Source organism: Nonomuraea sp. NPDC048892 (genome assembly GCF_040649735.1).
Lineage (GTDB): Bacteria > Actinomycetota > Actinomycetes > Streptosporangiales > Streptosporangiaceae > Nonomuraea > Nonomuraea maheshkhaliensis.
Map to the genome: position 1 here is coordinate 237,248 of NZ_JBEZFZ010000007.1, position 15,478 is coordinate 252,725.

Below are 15,478 nucleotides of genomic sequence, written 5' to 3' on the forward strand. Positions count from 1 at the left end.
CGCATGATGATGTCAGGGCTCAGGGAGCGGAAGAAGGAGCAGACCAGGCGGCGGATCGCCGAGGTGGCGCTACGGCTGTTCGACGAGCGCGGCTACGACGCCGTGACCGTCAACGAGGTCGCCGAGGCGGCGGGGGTGGCCAAGGTCACGCTGTTCGCGTACTTCCCGTCCAAGGACTCCCTGGTGCTCGACGGCGTCAAGGAGGACACGGCCGCGATCGTGGCCGGGCGGGGCGAGCGTACGCCGCTCCAGGCCCTGCGCGAGCATTACCGGCGGATGGGCCGGGATGAGATCGACGTCGGGGGGCTGCTCACCCGGATCCGGGTGATCTCGGCCAGCCCCGCGCTGCTCGCCGGGGTCCAACAGGCGCACATGGGCCAGCGCGAGGAACTGGCCTGCGCACTCGCCGAGGCGCTGCCGGAGCGAGGGCTCGCGCCCCGGCTCATGGCCGCGCAGATCACCGCCGCCATCACCACGCTGCAGGAGGCGTTCTTCCACCGGCTTTCCACGGGCGTGTCGCCGGAGGAGGCCGGACGGCTGCTCGGCGAGGAGGTCGAGCTGGCCTTCGACCTCCTTGAGTACGGTTTCGCGACGCTAAAGGGAGATAAATCATGAAAAAGGGGATCAACTATGACGTCGGGATCCTGCCGGGGGAGGACAACTCCCGCAAGGTCTTCGACCCCGGCACCGTCGCCCGCGAGATGCGGCTGATCGCCACCGAGCTCCACTGCGACACCGTCAGGATCTCCGGCGCCGACCCCGCGCGCATCACCGTGGCCGCCGAGCACGCCGCCGCCGAAGGGATGGAGGTCTGGTTCGCCCCGTTCCCCGTGGACCTCACCGAGGACGAGGCGCTGGCCGTCTTCACCGACTCCGCCGGACGCGCCGAGGCCCTGCGCCGCTCCGGCGCCGAGGTCGTGCTGGTCACCGGCTGCGAGCTCACCGCGTTCTGCCAGGGGTTCATCGAGGGCGCGGGCTACCGCGACCGGCTCCAGGCGATGGTCACGGGCGACGTGGCGTGGTGGACCACGCTCATGCAGGTCATGCCGCGCTTCAGCGGCTACATGGAGCGGGTGGCCGAGAGCGTGCGGCCGCTGTTCGGGGGGCGGCTGAGCTACGCCTCCGGCCCGTGGGAGCCCATCGACTGGGCCCCGTACGACATCGTCGGCGTGGACGCCTATCGCGCCGCGCACAACGCGCACGACTTCGCCGACGAGCTGCGCGCCCAGTTCAAGCACGGCAAGCCGGTCGCCGTCACCGAGTTCGGCACCTGCGCCTACCGGGGCGCGGGCGAGCGGGGCGGCGTGGCGTGGGCGGTGCCCGACGGCGCCGTGCGCGACGAGGACGAGCAGGTCCGCTACTTCACCGAGCTGATGGACGTCTTCGAGCGAGAGGGTGTCGAGACCGCCCTGTGGTTCACGTTCGCCGCCTACAACCGCACCGGCCCGGCCGACCTCGGCTCGTACGGCGTGATCAAACTCGACGACGACGGCGCCTGGAGCCCGAAGAAGGTCTTCGGCACCATGGCCGCTAGATATTCGCGCAGCTGAAGATGGCCGTGCCGGGCAGGTGGCGGCCGCGCAGCGGGCTCCACCCGCCCCACACCCCCTCATGGTCCTCGGGCCACTCGGGCTCCAGCAGCCCGATGATCGTCAAGCCCGACGCCGCCAGCAGCCCCACCCAGTCGCCCATCGTGCGATGGTGCTCGACGTAGGTCAGCGTGCCGCGCTCGTCGCGCTCCTCGTACGGGCTGCGGTCGAAGTAGGAACGGTCGGAGGTCAGCCCGCCCGGCCCTGGATCGTCGGGGAAGGCCCACCGGATCGGATGGCTCACCGAGAACACGAACCGGCCACCCGGCCGCAGCACCCTGCGCACCTCGCGGAAGACGGCCAGCGGATCGGCCACGAACGGCAGCGCGCCGTACGCGGAACAGGCCACGTCGAAGCTCGCCGGCCCGAACGGCAGCGACTCGGCGTCGGCCTGCACCACCGGAACCCGCAGGCCGGTCGCGTCGTCGAGACGCTGGGAGTGGCGCAGCTGGCGGTGGGAGATGTCGAACGCCGCCACCCGCGCCCCCTGCGACACCAGCCACCGCGCGCACTGCGCCGCGCCGCAGCCGATCTCCAGCACCCGCCGCCCGCGCACCTCGCCGAGCAGGCGCGCGGCGGCCTCGTCGAGGCCCTCAGGACCCCAGACGAAGCCGCTGTCACGCAGGAAACCGCCGTGCTCGACCTGGTAGTCGTCGGCGTTGCCGTCCCACCAGCCGCGGTTGGCCCGCGAGGAGGACGACAGCACTAGCGCATCTTGGGGCCGCGCGGCATGCGGGCGCCCTTGGGCATCGGACCCTTCGGCATCGGCATGTTGCGCGGCAGCGAACGCAGCCGGTCCTTCACCTCGTTGACCGAGGGCTTCTTCAGGTTACGCGGCAGCTTCATGATGTGGCGCTGCAGCTTGCCGAGCGGCACCTGCCCGTCGCCGTCACCGCACTGGATGTCGTAGATCTCGATGCCCAGCGCCACCCGCGAGATGCGCTTCTTCTCGGCCGTGAGCATCTTCGCCACCCGGTTGCCCGGCCCCTCGCTCACCAGCACCACACCGGGATAGCCGATCACGAGGTGGACGATGTCCTGGTCACGGTTGACCGCGATGGCCGGGGTGACCTGCCAGTTGCCGCGCATGCCCTGCAGCACGGCCGCCGCCGCGCCGGTCTGGCCGTGCAGGATCGAGTATTGCGCCTTCTGCGCCAGTTGCCCGAACACCACCAGGCCGACGGTGAACGCGGCCAGGACGCCGATGAACACCGAATACCACAGGTAGTCCGTGACCAGGCCGATCACGACGACCACAGCCAGCGTGCCCACCGCCGAAAGGAAGACGATCGGCATCCCCTTGGGATTGGCCTGCTTGATGATCTGCGCGACCATGCGGAGCTGCTTGAGACGCCCCGGCTTCTCTGGATCCTCGGACTTTGCCATGCTCAGAAGGATACAAACCAACTGGTGCAGGAGGGAAAACGCGGCCCGGCCGTTTTGCCCGTTGTGATTACATCTTCACCATTGCTGACCGCCGCCGTTCGCTGTCGGCTCGCGATTAGCCTGACCCTGAGCTTGAGCCGGACGCCGCGCCGGGCCGTCCATGGGCCCGCGTCTCGCGCTCGACGGGCCGCGTCGCGGCGTCGATGAGCCCGCATCCAGCGCTCGACGGATCGCGTCGCGGCGTCGATGAGCCCGCGTCACCACCCGTCATGCCGCCACGAAGAACTCCAGCACCTCCGGCACCAGCGCCTCAGGAGCCACGTCGTGCGCCTGGCCCTCCAGCACCCGCCGCACGGCGCCCGGGATCACCTCCGCCACCGCCAGGCCCGCGTTCGCCATCCAGGGCGGGCTCAGCGCCCCGTTGAGCACGAGCGTGGGCCGCCTGATCCCGGACAGCCGCCCGGCCGGCAGCGCGTTGCCGGGACCCAGCACCGCGGCCTCGTAGACCAGCGTGCGGGCCATGGCCTCGGCCTCCTCCCAGAACGGGTGCGAGCGCATCGCGGTCACGTCGGCCGGCGCCACCTCGGCCGCCTCCACCATGAACCGCTCCACCGCCTCGCCGCGCCTGCCCGCCTCGACCAGCGCGCCGAGCTGCCGGGCGAAGTCGAGGGGGAGGGCGGGCGCGCCGTCGTCCACGTGGTACGGCGGCTCCCACACGGCCAGCTTGGCGATCGCCGGATTCACCGCCGCCGCCTCAAGCGCCAGCGCCGCCCCCGACGACCCGCCGAACACCATGACCGACCCGCCGACCGACCCGCCCGCCGACCTACCGGCCGACCCGCCCGTGGAGTCGCCCGCGGAATCGTGCACCGCTCGGTCTGGCGCGGCGCTCGCCGCGTCGATGACCGCCGCGAGGTCCTCGATCTCCCGTTCCACCGCGTACGGCGCCGTGTCGCCGCTGTCCCCGCGCCCCCTCCGGTCGTAGGAGTACACCGTGAACCATCGGGCCAGGCCGTCCGCGATGGCGGTCATCAGCGGATGCCGCCGGTCCGCGAACGCCCCCTGGACCAGCACCACCGCCGGCCCCTCGCCACGGCGGTCGTACGCGATGACGGTGCCGTCCGCCGACGTCACCCGGCCGGCTGAACCAGGCACAGCGCCTCCCAGTGGTGACCGTCGAGGTCGGCGAAGCCGCGCTGGTAGCGGAAGCCCGCCTCCTGCTTCACCCCGGCCGGGGTGGCGCCGGCCGCCAGCGCCTTGTCGACCAGCTCGTCCACCTGCGCCGGGTTCTCCATCCCCAGCACCAGGATCGCCTCCGTGCTGCTGCCCGCGTCGGCGACCTCCTTGGTGGTGTACGCGGCGAACGTCGGCTCGGCCAGCAGCATCACCTGCGTCTGCTCGCTGATGACCACCGAGGCCATGTCGTCGGCCATGCCGAACAGGGTGAAGCCCAGCTCGGTGAAGAACTTCTTCGACCGGTCGAGGTCCTTGACCGGCAGGTTGACGAAGAGCTGCATCTCCGGATCCCTTCTCGTCTGCGGAACGCCTCCAGTCTGCTGGGCACGCCCCCGGCCGGTCTTGCACCTGAGCGCCAGGCGAATTGACGTTCAGCGCACGAACCCGCCGCCCGTCCGGGCGGGCGGGATCAACAGCGCGACGTCATCGAGCGGGCAGACCGGGCGCACGAGTCGGGCTCGTGGGTCGGGCTGGGCGCACGCCTCGGGTGGACGAGCTTGGTGCGCGGGTTCAGCGCAGCGCGGTGGCGGGCTCGTGGCTCATCGCGTGCGCGCGCCGGAACTCCGCGGGCGGCATCCCGTACGCGCGCCGGAACAACCTGCTGAAATGCGCCGAATCCGGTAACCCCCACCGAGCCCCCACAGCACTGACGGACTGGGTACCGCCCGCCATCAGGTCGGCCCGGCAGCGTTCGAGCCGGCGCTGCCGGATCCACGCGGCCACCGTCGTGTCCTCCGACTCGAACAGCCGGTGCAGGTAGCGCACCGAGATGTGGTGCGCGGCCGCGATCACCGCCGGATCGAGGTCGCTCTCGCCCAGGCGCTGCTCGATGAAGGCACGCACGCGCAGCAGCAGCGTGCGCTGCCGGAAGTCGTCGGGCAGCTCGACCGGCCGGGCGCGCTCCTGATCGAGGCGCTCGGCGACGGCCGCGGCGACGACGTCCGTCACCACGGTCGACAGCCGCGCCGCGCTGGCATCGCGGTAGGTCTCGTGGTCGAGCGCCACCCGGCGCAGCAGCGGCACGGCCAGCGCGGCGGCGCCCGTCTCGGCCCCGATCGGCAGCGCGGCGAGCTCGGCCACCGCGTCGATCGGCAAGGCGAGCCGGTCGCGCGGGAAGCTGAACACCGCCAGCCGCACCTCCGAGTCGTAGCCCAGCTCGTAGGGGCGGGTGAAGTCGTAGATCGCGAACTCGCCCCGCTGGAGCACCGTACGGCGGCCGTCCTGCTCAAGGCGCGGGCTGCCGTCGAGGGCGAGCACCACCCGGTAGTGGTCGGGGTTGTCGCGGCGGATCAGGCTCGGCGTGCGGTGGACGCTGTGCGGGGTGGAGGTGTGGATCCGGCCGACACCCACGGCGCCGAGCCGGCCGAACCCGATCTCGCCCCGGAGCGGCGCCTCGGCGTCGATGCGCAGGTCGAGCGGGCCGAGCGTGTCACAGACGACGCTGCGCCAGGCGTCGTGGCGACGCGCTCGCGGCAGGTCACTCGTGCGGATCAGAACGGCCATCGCGGGGCGCCCTCCATCGGCTGGGCTGCCCATGCTAACGACGCACTCCGACACTCCGGCAGGCCCGCCGCCCTCTCACGAGGCCCGCGACATAGCAGGACGCCGGCCGCCCTCTCACGAGGCCCGCGACATAGCAGGACGCCGGCCGCTCCCTCACGAGGCCCGCGACATAGCGGGACGCCGGCCGCCCGGCCGCGCGATCCTCCGGCACGCGCGCCTTACGCAGGAAAGCCCGTGAAGGCGCGGGCACGAAGAAGCCCCGGGGAGTGGGCCCCGGGGCTGCTCGGTGGTGCGGTCAGGCGGTCTGGCGGGCCGCGATGGCCTGCTGGTAGAGCCGCCCGGCCCGGTACGACGAGCGCACCAGCGGCCCGGACAGGACCCCGGCGAACCCGATGGCCTCGGCCTCGGCCTGCAGCTCGACGAACTCCTCCGGCTTGACCCACCGCTCCACCGGGTGGTGGCGCGGCGTCGGCCGCAGGTATTGCGTGATCGTCAGCAGGTCGGTGCCGGCGTCGTGGAGGTCGCGCATGGCCCCGGAGACCTCTTCGCGCGTCTCGCCCATGCCCAGGATCAGGTTGGACTTGGTGACCAGCCCGGCCTCGCGGGCCGTGGTGATCACACCGAGCGAGCGCTCGTAGCGGAACGCGGGCCGGATGCGCTTGAAGATCCGCGGCACGGTCTCGACGTTGTGCGCGAACACCTCGGGCTTGCTGGAGAAGACCTCCTCCAGCTGGTCGCGGTTGCCGTTGAAGTCGGGCACCAGTAGCTCGACGCCGCAGCCGGGCAGCAGCGCGTGGATCTGGCGCGCGGTCTCGGCGTAGAGCCAGGCGCCGCCGTCGGGCAGGTCGTCGCGGGCCACGCCGGTCACGGTCGCGTACTTCAGGCCCATCTGCTGGACGGACTCGGCCACCCGGCGCGGCTCGTCGCGGTCGTATTCCTTCGGCTTGCCCGTGTCGATCTGGCAGAAGTCGCAGCGGCGGGTGCACTGGTCGCCGCCGATGAGGAAGGTCGCCTCGCGGTCTTCCCAGCACTCGTAGATATTGGGACAGCCCGCCTCTTCACAGACCGTGTGCAGGCCCTCCCGGCGCACGAGCGATTTCAGCTCGGTGTATTCGGGGCCCGTCTTCAGCTTGGTCTTGATCCACGGGGGCTTGCGCTCGATAGGGGTTTCGGCGTTACGCACCTCCAGACGGAGGAGCTTTCGGCCTTCAGGGGCAACGGTCACATTCACAGCTTACGTCTCCTGCGGCGGCGGCCGGATCCAGGGTCGGGAAACACCCCCTCATCGGACCTTTCCCGGCCAGGCTCACGGAGAACCGATGAGGCCGAAGCCGCGGATCGCCCGGGTGTAGTGGGCCAGCAGCTCCTCGTCGATCCGCTCCGAGTCACGGGTGCCGAGCAGCTCGGAGTGCGGGGGAGAGTCGAGCACGCCGTCGTCGGTGAGCAGGAACCTGGCCAGCGCGCTCTGCCTGATCGACGTCACGCTCTCGCCGCGCAGCGCCGCCGCCTGCATGGGCGCCAGGTAGCCGGCGCCCGCCGCCAGTTCCTCCAGCTCGGCCAGCTCCCGCTCGGAGGCGACGCGCAGGGCCAGCGCCCGCTGCCTGACCAGCGTACGGGCCGCGCCGGCCTGGACCAGGCGGGTCAGCGCGTACCGGATCAGCAGCACCGGGCCGCCGAGCACCCGCCCGATCAGGCGGCCGAACGCGCCCGCCGCCTCGTACGTGGTACCGGGATGGTCCATGGCGCCCAGCGACGAGGCCGCGATCTTCGTCTGCGCCTCGTCCCTGACCCGCAGCGGCCCCGACGACCCCAGCAGCGCGTCCCGCCAGGACTCCAGCGTGGCCAGCGCCTCGCTCACCACCCGCTCGCCGCCCGTCGGCAGCCGCGCGTACGCCGCCGCGAGCAGCGCCACCCGCTGCTTGGGCGGCAGTGCCAGCCACAGCGGCAGCCCGATGACGAGGACGGGGGTGCGCGCCAGCCCGACGCGGTCGTAGGCGGTGCTCGTGGCCAGGTCCCTGACCGCCACCTTCCTGGGCCGCGGGACCCCGATCCGCCCGGCCACGCGGTCCGCGACCGCGTACACCTGCGCGGCCTGCTCGCGGTCGAGCACCTCGGCGTCGGCGGGCAGCGCGCCCAGGCGCGGCCGCAGCGCCCAGCCGATCGCCAGGCAGGCGCCGCCGAAGAGCCACGACCAGATGAAGCCGGGCGCCCTCGCGATGGCCACCGCGCCCAGCGCGACGAACCCCAGCGTCAGCAGGTGCACCACGAGCGCGAGAACGAGAGCGAGGACGCGCTTCACAGGCGCGATGGTAAGCCGGGGACGGTCCTGTTTCCGCAGCGGTCAGGTGCCGATTCGGTCACCTGCGCAGCAGGTCCTCCTCGTGCAGGTCGAACGGCTCCCTGCCGAGCGCCTCCGCCAGCCGCTTCTCCGCGATCGGGATGACCTCCTCGACCACGATGCGCCGGCCCGTCTCGGCCGACAGCGAGGAGACGCCGACGCCTTGGATGCCGCACGGCGTGATGCGGTTGAACCAGCGCGGGTCGTTGGCACAGTTGAGCGCGAACCCGTGCATGGTCACCCCCCGCGAGACACGCAGCCCCACCGCGCCGAGCTGGCGGTCGGGCAGCCCCAGCACCGGGTCGCCGGCCGCCCAGACGCCGCCGCGGCCACGGATCCGCCGGGCCGTGACGCCGAAGTCGGCGCACACCTGGATCATCGTCTCCTCAAGGGCGCAGGCGTACGCGACCACGTCGGTGATGGCGACGATCGGGTAGGCGACGAGCTGCCCGGGACCGTGCCAGGTCAGGCGCCCGCCCCGGTCGACGTCGACGACGGGCGTGCCGTCGGAGGGCCGCTCGTGCGGGGCGGTGCGCTTGCCCGCGGTGTAGACGGGCGCGTGCTCCAGGATGAGGACGGTGTCGGTCAGCTCACCTGCGGCCCGCTTGCCGTGCACCCAGCGCTGCAGCGACCAGGCCTGCTCGTAGGGAACGTCGACACCGAGTCGGACGATGGCGAGTGCGTGGGGATCGTCCCCTTGGATGGGGCGCATGAGCCTATTGTGCCGTTCCCTCACCCTTGAAGGGTAATCAGGGGGTCAGCAACCGTGGTTCGATCCTGAACTCCTTTACCCTTCCTTCGCTCTCGCTCTCCACCTTGTACGCGTACGCGCCCGGCTCCACGCTCACCGCCTGGATGAACTCCGTGCCGACGTAGTGCAGCCCCACGCCCTCGTCGGCGGCGTAGCCCATGGGCAGCTCGCCACTGGCCACCGAGTCGTGCAGGAGCTGCCTGCGCTGCGGGTCGGAGTCGTAGTGGACGCCGCACGAGTAGGGCAGCAGCGCCATGCCCTCGGCCCACACCCGCAGGTCGGGGCCGAAGGAGTCGGTGTTGCCGCCGACGTGCCAGCACAGCGCGCCCGCGCTCTGGCCCGACAGCACCACGCCGGACCGCCACGCCTCCTCGAACGCCTCGTCGAGCCCGTGCAGCCGCCACAGCGCCATGAGGTTGGCCACGCTGCCGCCGCTGACGTAGATGACGTCCTGGTCGAGCATCCAGGCCCGTGGGTCGGCCACGTTGGGCATCGGGAAGACCGTGAGGTGGCTCAGCTCGACGTCCCAGCCGGCGAACGCGCCGTACATCTTCAGCGTCCAGTCCGAGGAGTCGCCCATCGCCGTGGCCACCAGGCCCACCTTGGGACGGTCCTGACCGGTCAGGTCGAGGGCGTAGCGCAGCAGCGCGCTGGCCTCGATCTGGTTGTGGCGGCTGCTCGGGCGGAAGGACCCGCCCCCGATGGCGAGGATGTGTGATTGGCCTGACCGGGTCATGTCGGAGTTCTCCCAGCTGCTGAACGAGGATCGGGCACTAGATTACGGCGCGCAGGGCCTCGCCGAGACTCGTATGGGAGAAGGCGTGGCCGGCGGCGGTCAGCTTGGCGGGCACGACGCGGTGACTGGGCAGCAGACCCTCGCGGGCGAACTCGCCGATGCCCGCGGCCAGCGCGAACGCCGGCACCGGGATCGGCATCGTGCCCCTGCGCAGGGTCTTTCCGAGTGTCCTGGTGAACTCGGCGTTGGTGACGGGCTCAGGGGAGGTGAAATTGACCGGCCCCTCGATTTCCCGATTTTTCAGGACATGGAGGGCGGCTCTCACCCAGTCGTCCACCGTGATCCACGACCAGTACTGTTTGCCCGACCCCAGCGGCGCCCCCAGCCCCATCCGGAAGATCGGCAGGATCCGGCCGAGCGCGCCGCCGTCCCGGCTCAGCGCCAGCCCCGTGCGCGACTGCACGGTCCTGATCCCCGCCGTGCCGGCCCGCCTGGCCTCGTTCTCCCAGCGCTCGCACAGGTCGGCCAGGAACCCGTTGCCCCTGCCCCGGCTCTCGTCGATCACCTCGTCACCGGTGTCGCCGTAGAAGTCCACGCCGGAGGCCGACAGGAGCACCTCAGGCGGCCTGGAGAGCCGCACGAGCGCGTCGACGAGCACCCGGGTGGCGTGCACCCGGCTGGTGACGAGCTCGCGCTTGTAGGCAGGGCTCCAGCGCCTGTCGCCGATCGGCGCCCCGGCCAGGTGCACGACGGCCTCGGCGCCCTCCAGCGCGGCCAGGTCGACGACCTGCTCGTCCGGCTGCCAGTAGGCCTCGTCGTCCTTCGCGGGAGTGCGGCGTACGAGCCGGACGACCTCCCGCCCGTCCGCCCGCAGAGCGGCGCTCAGTGCCGTCCCCAGCAGGCCCGACGCTCCGGTCACGATGATCGCCATGCCCTCACAGTACGCCGCGCCCCGCCGGATCGGCCGCCAGGACGCGCGCCCGCGACCCCCAGGACCTGGCAGCGTTCCAGCAGAGTTCCGGACAAGCGGGCCGGAACGGCGAAAGGCCGGGCCGGTCCCCGGAGGGACCGCCCGGCCGATCGAAGACCCCGCGTTACGCGAGCCCGAGCTGCGCCTCGAAACGCCCCTCCTCCAGACGGCGCTTGACCGTCGTCAGGAAGCGGGCGGCGTCGGCGCCGTCGACCAGGCGGTGGTCGTAGGTCAGCGCCAGGTAGACCATCGAGCGCACCGCGATGACCTCGCCCTCGGCGGTGTCGATCACCACGGGCCGCTTCACCACGGCGCCGGTGCCGAGCATGCCGACCTGCGGCTGGTTGAGGATCGGCGTGTCGAACAGCGCGCCACGGCTGCCGGTGTTGGTCAGCGTGAACGTGCCGCCGGTGATCTCGTCGGGCGTGACCTTGTTGGCGCGCGTGCGCTCGGCCAGGTCGGCCGTCTTACGGGCCAGCCCGGCGAGGTTGAGGTCGCCCGCGTTCTTGATCACCGCCGCGATCAGGCCGCGCTCGGTGTCGACCGCGATGCCCAGGTGCTCGACGTCGAAGTACGTGACCTCCATGGTCTCGTTGTTGATCGTCGCGTTGAGCTTGGGGTGCTGCTTGAGCGCTTCGATGGCGGCCATCTCGAAGAACGGCATGAACGTCAGCTTGACGCCCTCGCGGCGCAGGAAGTCGGCCTTGGCCTGGTCGCGCAGCCGCGCGATCTTGGTGACGTCGACCTCCACCACGGTGGTGAGCTGGGCGGCCGTCTGCAGCGACTCGACCAGGCGCTTCGACATCGTCTGACGCAGGCGCGACATCTTCTCGGTGCGGCCGCGCAGCGTGGTGTCCACCTCGACCGGCTCGGGCGCCGCGGCGCTCGGAGCCTGCGCGGCCGGAGCCTGAGCGGCGGCCGGCTGGGCGGCGGGGGCGGGAGCGGCGGCGGGCTGGGCGGCCGCGGCCTTCTCACGCTGCGCCTTGGCGGCCTCCAGCACGTCCTGCTTGCGGATCCGGCCACCGACGCCGGTGCCGTTGACGGAGTCGAGGTCGACGCCGTGCTCGTTGGCGAGCTTGCGGACCAGCGGCGTCACGTAGGGGCTGTCGCCGGAGGACGCGACCGGGGCGGGCTCGGCGGCGGGGGCGGGCTGCGCCGCAGGAGCGGCCTGGGGGGCCGGCGCCGGAGCGGGGGCAGGAGCGGCCTGCGCGGGAGCCGGCTGCGGGATCGAGGAGACCGGAGGAGCCGGTGCGGGCTCCGGCTCCGGCTCGGGCTCGGGCTCAGGCTCGGGAGCCGGCTGGGCGGCCGCCTCGGGAGCCGGGGCCGCGGCGCCGGGCTGGCCGTTCTCGTCGATGACGGCGAGCTCGGCCCCGACCTCGACCGTCTCGTCCTCAGCCACGACGATCTTGGTGAGGACACCCGCGGACGGCGACGGGATCTCGGTGTCGACCTTGTCGGTGGACACCTCGAGGAGCGGCTCGTCGGCCTCGACGCGCTCGCCCTCCTTCTTCAGCCAACGGGTTACCGTGCCCTCGGTCACGCTCTCGCCGAGCTGGGGCATCTGTACGGAGACCGGCATCGTTATTCTTCTCTCGCGTTCTGATCTCGAGGGCTGGACTAGTTGTGTACGTGCAGCGGCTTGCCGGCCAGGGCCAGCATCGCCTCACCGACCGCCTCGGACTGGGTCGGGTGTGCGTGGATGAGCTGGGCGACCTCTGCGGGCAGCGCCTCCCAGTTGTAGATGAGCTGGCCCTCCGTGACGAGCTCGCCGATGCGGCGGCCCACCATGTGGACGCCGACGACGGGGCCGTCCTTCTGGGCGATGACCTTCACGGCGCCCGAGGTGCCGAGGATCTGGCTCTTGGGGTTGCCCGCCAGGTCGTAGACCTGCTCGACGATCTCGATGCCGCGCTCGGCGGCCTGGGCGGAGGTGATGCCGACCGAGGCGACCTCCGGGTCGGAGTAGGTGATGCGCGGCACGCCCGCGTAGTCGATCGGCGGCGGGTTGAGGCCCGCGATGTGCTCGGCCACCATGATGCCCTCGGCGAACCCGGCGTGCGCGAGCTGCAGGGTCGGGATCAGGTCGCCGATGGCGTAGATCCCGGGCACGGAGGTCTGGCAGTGCTCGTCGACCACGACCGCGCCGCGCTCGACGGTGATGCCCTGCTCCTCGAAGCCCATGCCCGCCGACACCGCGCCGCGGCCGACCGCGACGAGCAGCAGCTCGGCGTCGAGGGTCTTGCCGTTGGCCAGGGTGACGACCACGCCGGTCTCGGTGGTCTTGGCGCCGTCGAAGAAGACGCCCAGCTCGTACTTGATGCCGCGGCGGCGGAAGGCCCGCTCCAGCAGCTTGGAGCTGGACTCCTCCTCGGTCGGCAGCAGGTGCGGCAGCGCCTCGACGATCGTGACCTCGGCGCCGAAGGAACGGTAGACGCTGGCCAGCTCGACGCCGATGACGCCGCCGCCCAGCACGATCACGGAGGCGGGCACGCGGTCCATCTTGAGCGTGTGCTCGCTGGTGATCACCCGCTCGCCGTCGATCTCCAGGCCGGGCAGGGTCTTGGGCGCGGAGCCGGTGGCCAGGACGAGGTTGCGGCCCTCGTAGACCTCGGAGCCGACCTGGATCCTGTTGGCGCCGACCAGGCGGCCCTCGCCCTCGACGATCGTCACGCCGGCGCCCTTGAGCAGGCCCTGCACACCCTTCCAGGCGCGCGTGACGATCTTGTCCTTGAAGGCGTGGACGCCCTGGACGTCGATGCCCTCGAAGCTCGCCTTGACGCCGAAGGAGGCGCTCTCGCGGGTCTCGTCGGCGACCTCGGCGGAGTGGAGCAGGGCCTTCGTGGGGATGCATCCCCTGTGGAGGCAGGTGCCGCCGATCTTGTCCCGCTCGATCAGGGCGACCGACTTGCCCAGCTCGGCCGCCCTTAGCGCGCAGGCGTAACCGCCGCTGCCGCCCCCTAGGACGACGATGTCATAGGCCACAGGAAGGCTCCTTGTCGGGGTGTTCGTGATGCCGTCATCTTTTCATTTGTTTCAGATGCTCGCGTGCCGCTCTGCGAGTCCGATGAGGGTGCGGGTGAAGGCGCCCGTGCCGCCCTTCGGGATGTAACCGTACGGTTCGCCCTTGTTGAACGCGGGGCCGGCCATGTCGATGTGGGCCCAGCGCACCCCCTGGGGCACGAATTCCTTGAGGAAGATGCCCGCCGCCAGCATGCTGCCCCATCGCTCCGGCTGGAGGTTGGCGATGTCGGCGATGGGCGAGTCGAGACCTTTGCGCAGTTCCTCGGGCAGCGGCATGCCCCACGCGCCCTCGCCCGCCTCGCCCGCGGTCTCGACCACGAGTTCGCGTACGGCGTCGTCGTTGGACATGACGCCGGCGGTGCGCCAGCCGAGCGCGACGATCTGGGCGCCGGTGAGGGTGGCCACGTCGACGATCAGGTCGGGGCCGTCCTCGGCGGCGCGCGCGATGCCGTCCATGAGCACCAGGCGGCCCTCGGCGTCGGTGTCGAGCACCTCGACGGTCTTGCCGCTGTAGCTGTGGATGACGTCGGAGGGGCGCTGCGCGGTGCCGCTCGGCAGGTTTTCCGCCAGGCAGAGGTAGCCGACGGCGTTGACCGGCAGGCCGAGCCTGGCGATGCCGATCACCGCTCCGAGCACCGCGGCCGCGCCGCCCATGTCGGATTTCATCCAGTCCATGGAGGCCGACGGCTTGAGCGACAGGCCGCCCGAGTCGAACGTGATGCCCTTGCCCACGAAGGCGAGCGTCTTGGCCGCCTCGGGGTGGCTGTAGGCCAGGCGGACCAGGCGCGGCGGGTTGACCGAGCCCTGGCCGACGCCGATGAGGCCGCCGTAGCCGCCGTCCTTGAGCTGCTTGTCGTCCAGCACCTCGACGGTCAGCCCTGCCTTGCCGCCCGCCTGCTCGGCGAGCTCGGCGAACTTGGCCGGCCACAGGTCGGAGGGAGGCGTGTTGACCAGGTCGCGCACGAGGGAGACCGACTCGGCCAGCACGCTCGCGCGCTCGGCGACCTCCTCGGACTGGTCGGTGACCACGGTGAGCTCGGCCACCGGCGCCTTCTGCTCGCCGTTCGTGCGGTAACGGGAGAAGGAGTAGGCGCCGAGCAGCCCGCCGAGCACGACCGCCTCGGCCTCGGCCGCGGTGCCGGCCGGCAGGGCGAGCACGGCGCGGGAGGTGCCGGCGAGCGCGCGTACGGCGGCGCCGGCGGCGCGGCGCAGATCCTCGGGCCCGGGGGAGTCTCCGAGGCCGACGGCGACCAGCAGCGGGGCGGCGATGGCGCCGAAGGCCGGCAGCTTGGCCAGCTCGCCGGGCTTGCCGGTGAAGCCCACGGCGCCGAGCGAGGCGGTGAGCTTGCCATCGAAGGCCGCGCCGAGGGAGTCGGCGCCCGACGCGGGAACCGGGCCGTCCTCGCCCGGTCTGAAGCCGACGATCAAGGCGTCGGTGTCGATGGAGACGGGATCTGCTGAGTTCAGCCGCACAGTGGTCACGTAAACCGATGCTATCCACGGTTTCTGCGTACTCACAAACAGGGGTTCATCCTACCAATCGCTGGTTGACGCCCGGTTGAGTAATAGTGCTAGTGTCATTAGCACCATGTTGCTGACGCTCGATCTTCACGACGCCCGCCCCCTGCACGAACAGGTGGCGAGCGCCATCCGCCGCGCCATCGGCGAGGGCTCCTACCGGCCGGGCGACCGCCTGCCGCCGGCCAAGGACCTGGCGGGCGCGCTGGGCATCAACACCAACACCGTGCTGCGGGCCCTGCGCGACCTGCGGGACGAGGGGCTGCTGGAGTTCAGGAGAGGCCGCGGCGTCAGCGTGGCGGGCCGCGCCGACGGCCGTGCCCTGCTCGCCCAGCGGGCGCGTGAGCTGCTGCAGGAGGCCAAGAAGTACGGCTACAGCCGTGACGACCTCATCGACATCTTGGAGGACCTGACATGAGACCCCGTGCCG

16 protein-coding genes are annotated in these 15,478 nt (G+C 71.6%); 3 read left to right on the forward strand and 13 right to left on the reverse strand.

All coding sequences use genetic code 11. The features are described 5' to 3' along the window. Positions 1-3: 3 nt before the first annotated feature. Both AB0C28_RS25130 and AB0C28_RS25135 read left to right on the forward strand, forming a co-directional pair. Positions 4-615, forward strand: coding sequence for a TetR family transcriptional regulator (locus tag AB0C28_RS25130; protein WP_358077858.1), 612 nt, complete (start codon positions 4-6; stop codon positions 613-615). Then, a complete protein-coding gene (locus AB0C28_RS25135; protein WP_357851771.1) occupies positions 612-1,550 on the forward strand; it encodes a hypothetical protein in 939 nt (312 codons plus the stop codon). Before AB0C28_RS25130 ends, AB0C28_RS25135 begins: the two co-directional genes overlap by 4 nt. Here the strand turns inward: AB0C28_RS25135 and AB0C28_RS25140 are convergent. The 13 genes from AB0C28_RS25140 to AB0C28_RS25200 all read right to left on the reverse strand — a co-directional run bounded on the left by AB0C28_RS25140 (position 1,531) and on the right by AB0C28_RS25200 (position 15,012). Further along, positions 1,531-2,295, reverse strand: coding sequence for a class I SAM-dependent methyltransferase (locus tag AB0C28_RS25140; protein ID WP_358077861.1), 765 nt, complete (start codon positions 2,293-2,295; stop codon positions 1,531-1,533). The two genes, AB0C28_RS25135 and AB0C28_RS25140, sit on opposite strands and share 20 nt — an antisense overlap. Continuing rightward, complete coding sequence (locus AB0C28_RS25145; protein ID WP_357851776.1) at positions 2,295-2,975, reverse strand: DUF4191 domain-containing protein; 681 nt, start codon at positions 2,973-2,975, stop codon at positions 2,295-2,297. Before AB0C28_RS25145 ends, AB0C28_RS25140 begins: the two co-directional genes overlap by 1 nt. Before the next feature lie 267 nt (positions 2,976-3,242). Next, positions 3,243-4,130 carry an alpha/beta fold hydrolase gene (locus AB0C28_RS25150; RefSeq protein ID WP_358077864.1) on the reverse strand — a complete coding sequence of 296 codons (888 nt, stop codon included), beginning with the start codon at positions 4,128-4,130 and terminating at the stop codon, positions 3,243-3,245. Further along, positions 4,106-4,492 (reverse strand): VOC family protein, encoded by a 387-nt coding sequence (locus AB0C28_RS25155; RefSeq protein ID WP_357851782.1) that lies wholly within the window; start codon positions 4,490-4,492, stop codon positions 4,106-4,108. The genes AB0C28_RS25150 and AB0C28_RS25155 overlap by 25 nt, the downstream gene beginning before the upstream one ends. A gap of 229 nt (positions 4,493-4,721) precedes the next feature. Continuing rightward, positions 4,722-5,714, reverse strand: a complete 993-nt coding sequence (locus AB0C28_RS25160; RefSeq protein WP_358077867.1) for a helix-turn-helix domain-containing protein — start codon at positions 5,712-5,714, stop codon at positions 4,722-4,724. A gap of 295 nt (positions 5,715-6,009) precedes the next feature. Further along, positions 6,010-6,939: a lipoyl synthase gene (lipA, locus tag AB0C28_RS25165; protein ID WP_358077870.1), complete on the reverse strand. Its 930-nt coding sequence runs from the start codon at positions 6,937-6,939 to the stop codon at positions 6,010-6,012. A gap of 81 nt (positions 6,940-7,020) precedes the next feature. Then, positions 7,021-8,013, reverse strand: a complete 993-nt coding sequence (locus AB0C28_RS25170; protein ID WP_358077873.1) for a hypothetical protein — start codon at positions 8,011-8,013, stop codon at positions 7,021-7,023. 58 nt (positions 8,014-8,071) lie between these two features. After that, positions 8,072-8,764, reverse strand: coding sequence for a lipoyl(octanoyl) transferase LipB (lipB, locus tag AB0C28_RS25175; protein WP_357851793.1), 693 nt, complete (start codon positions 8,762-8,764; stop codon positions 8,072-8,074). A gap of 37 nt (positions 8,765-8,801) precedes the next feature. Continuing rightward, positions 8,802-9,539 carry a peptidase E gene (locus AB0C28_RS25180; RefSeq protein WP_346109799.1) on the reverse strand — a complete coding sequence of 246 codons (738 nt, stop codon included), beginning with the start codon at positions 9,537-9,539 and terminating at the stop codon, positions 8,802-8,804. 37 nt (positions 9,540-9,576) lie between these two features. Beyond that, positions 9,577-10,470, reverse strand: coding sequence for a TIGR01777 family oxidoreductase (locus tag AB0C28_RS25185; protein ID WP_358077877.1), 894 nt, complete (start codon positions 10,468-10,470; stop codon positions 9,577-9,579). Between the two features lie 163 nt (positions 10,471-10,633). Further along, on the reverse strand, positions 10,634-12,088 hold the full coding sequence (gene sucB / locus AB0C28_RS25190; RefSeq protein WP_358077879.1) for a 2-oxoglutarate dehydrogenase, E2 component, dihydrolipoamide succinyltransferase: 1,455 nt from the start codon (positions 12,086-12,088) through the stop codon (positions 10,634-10,636). A gap of 38 nt (positions 12,089-12,126) precedes the next feature. Further along, the gene (gene lpdA / locus AB0C28_RS25195; protein WP_357851802.1) at positions 12,127-13,491 is read right to left on the reverse strand and encodes a dihydrolipoyl dehydrogenase; all 1,365 of its coding nucleotides are present in this window, start codon (positions 13,489-13,491) and stop codon (positions 12,127-12,129) included. Between the two features lie 51 nt (positions 13,492-13,542). Further along, positions 13,543-15,012 (reverse strand): leucyl aminopeptidase, encoded by a 1,470-nt coding sequence (locus tag AB0C28_RS25200; RefSeq protein ID WP_357851805.1) that lies wholly within the window; start codon positions 15,010-15,012, stop codon positions 13,543-13,545. Positions 15,013-15,118: 106 nt separating this feature from the next. Between AB0C28_RS25200 and AB0C28_RS25205 the strand changes: the two genes are divergently transcribed. Beyond that, positions 15,119-15,466: a GntR family transcriptional regulator gene (locus AB0C28_RS25205; RefSeq protein ID WP_346114977.1), complete on the forward strand. Its 348-nt coding sequence runs from the start codon at positions 15,119-15,121 to the stop codon at positions 15,464-15,466. Positions 15,467-15,478 lie beyond the last annotated feature (12 nt).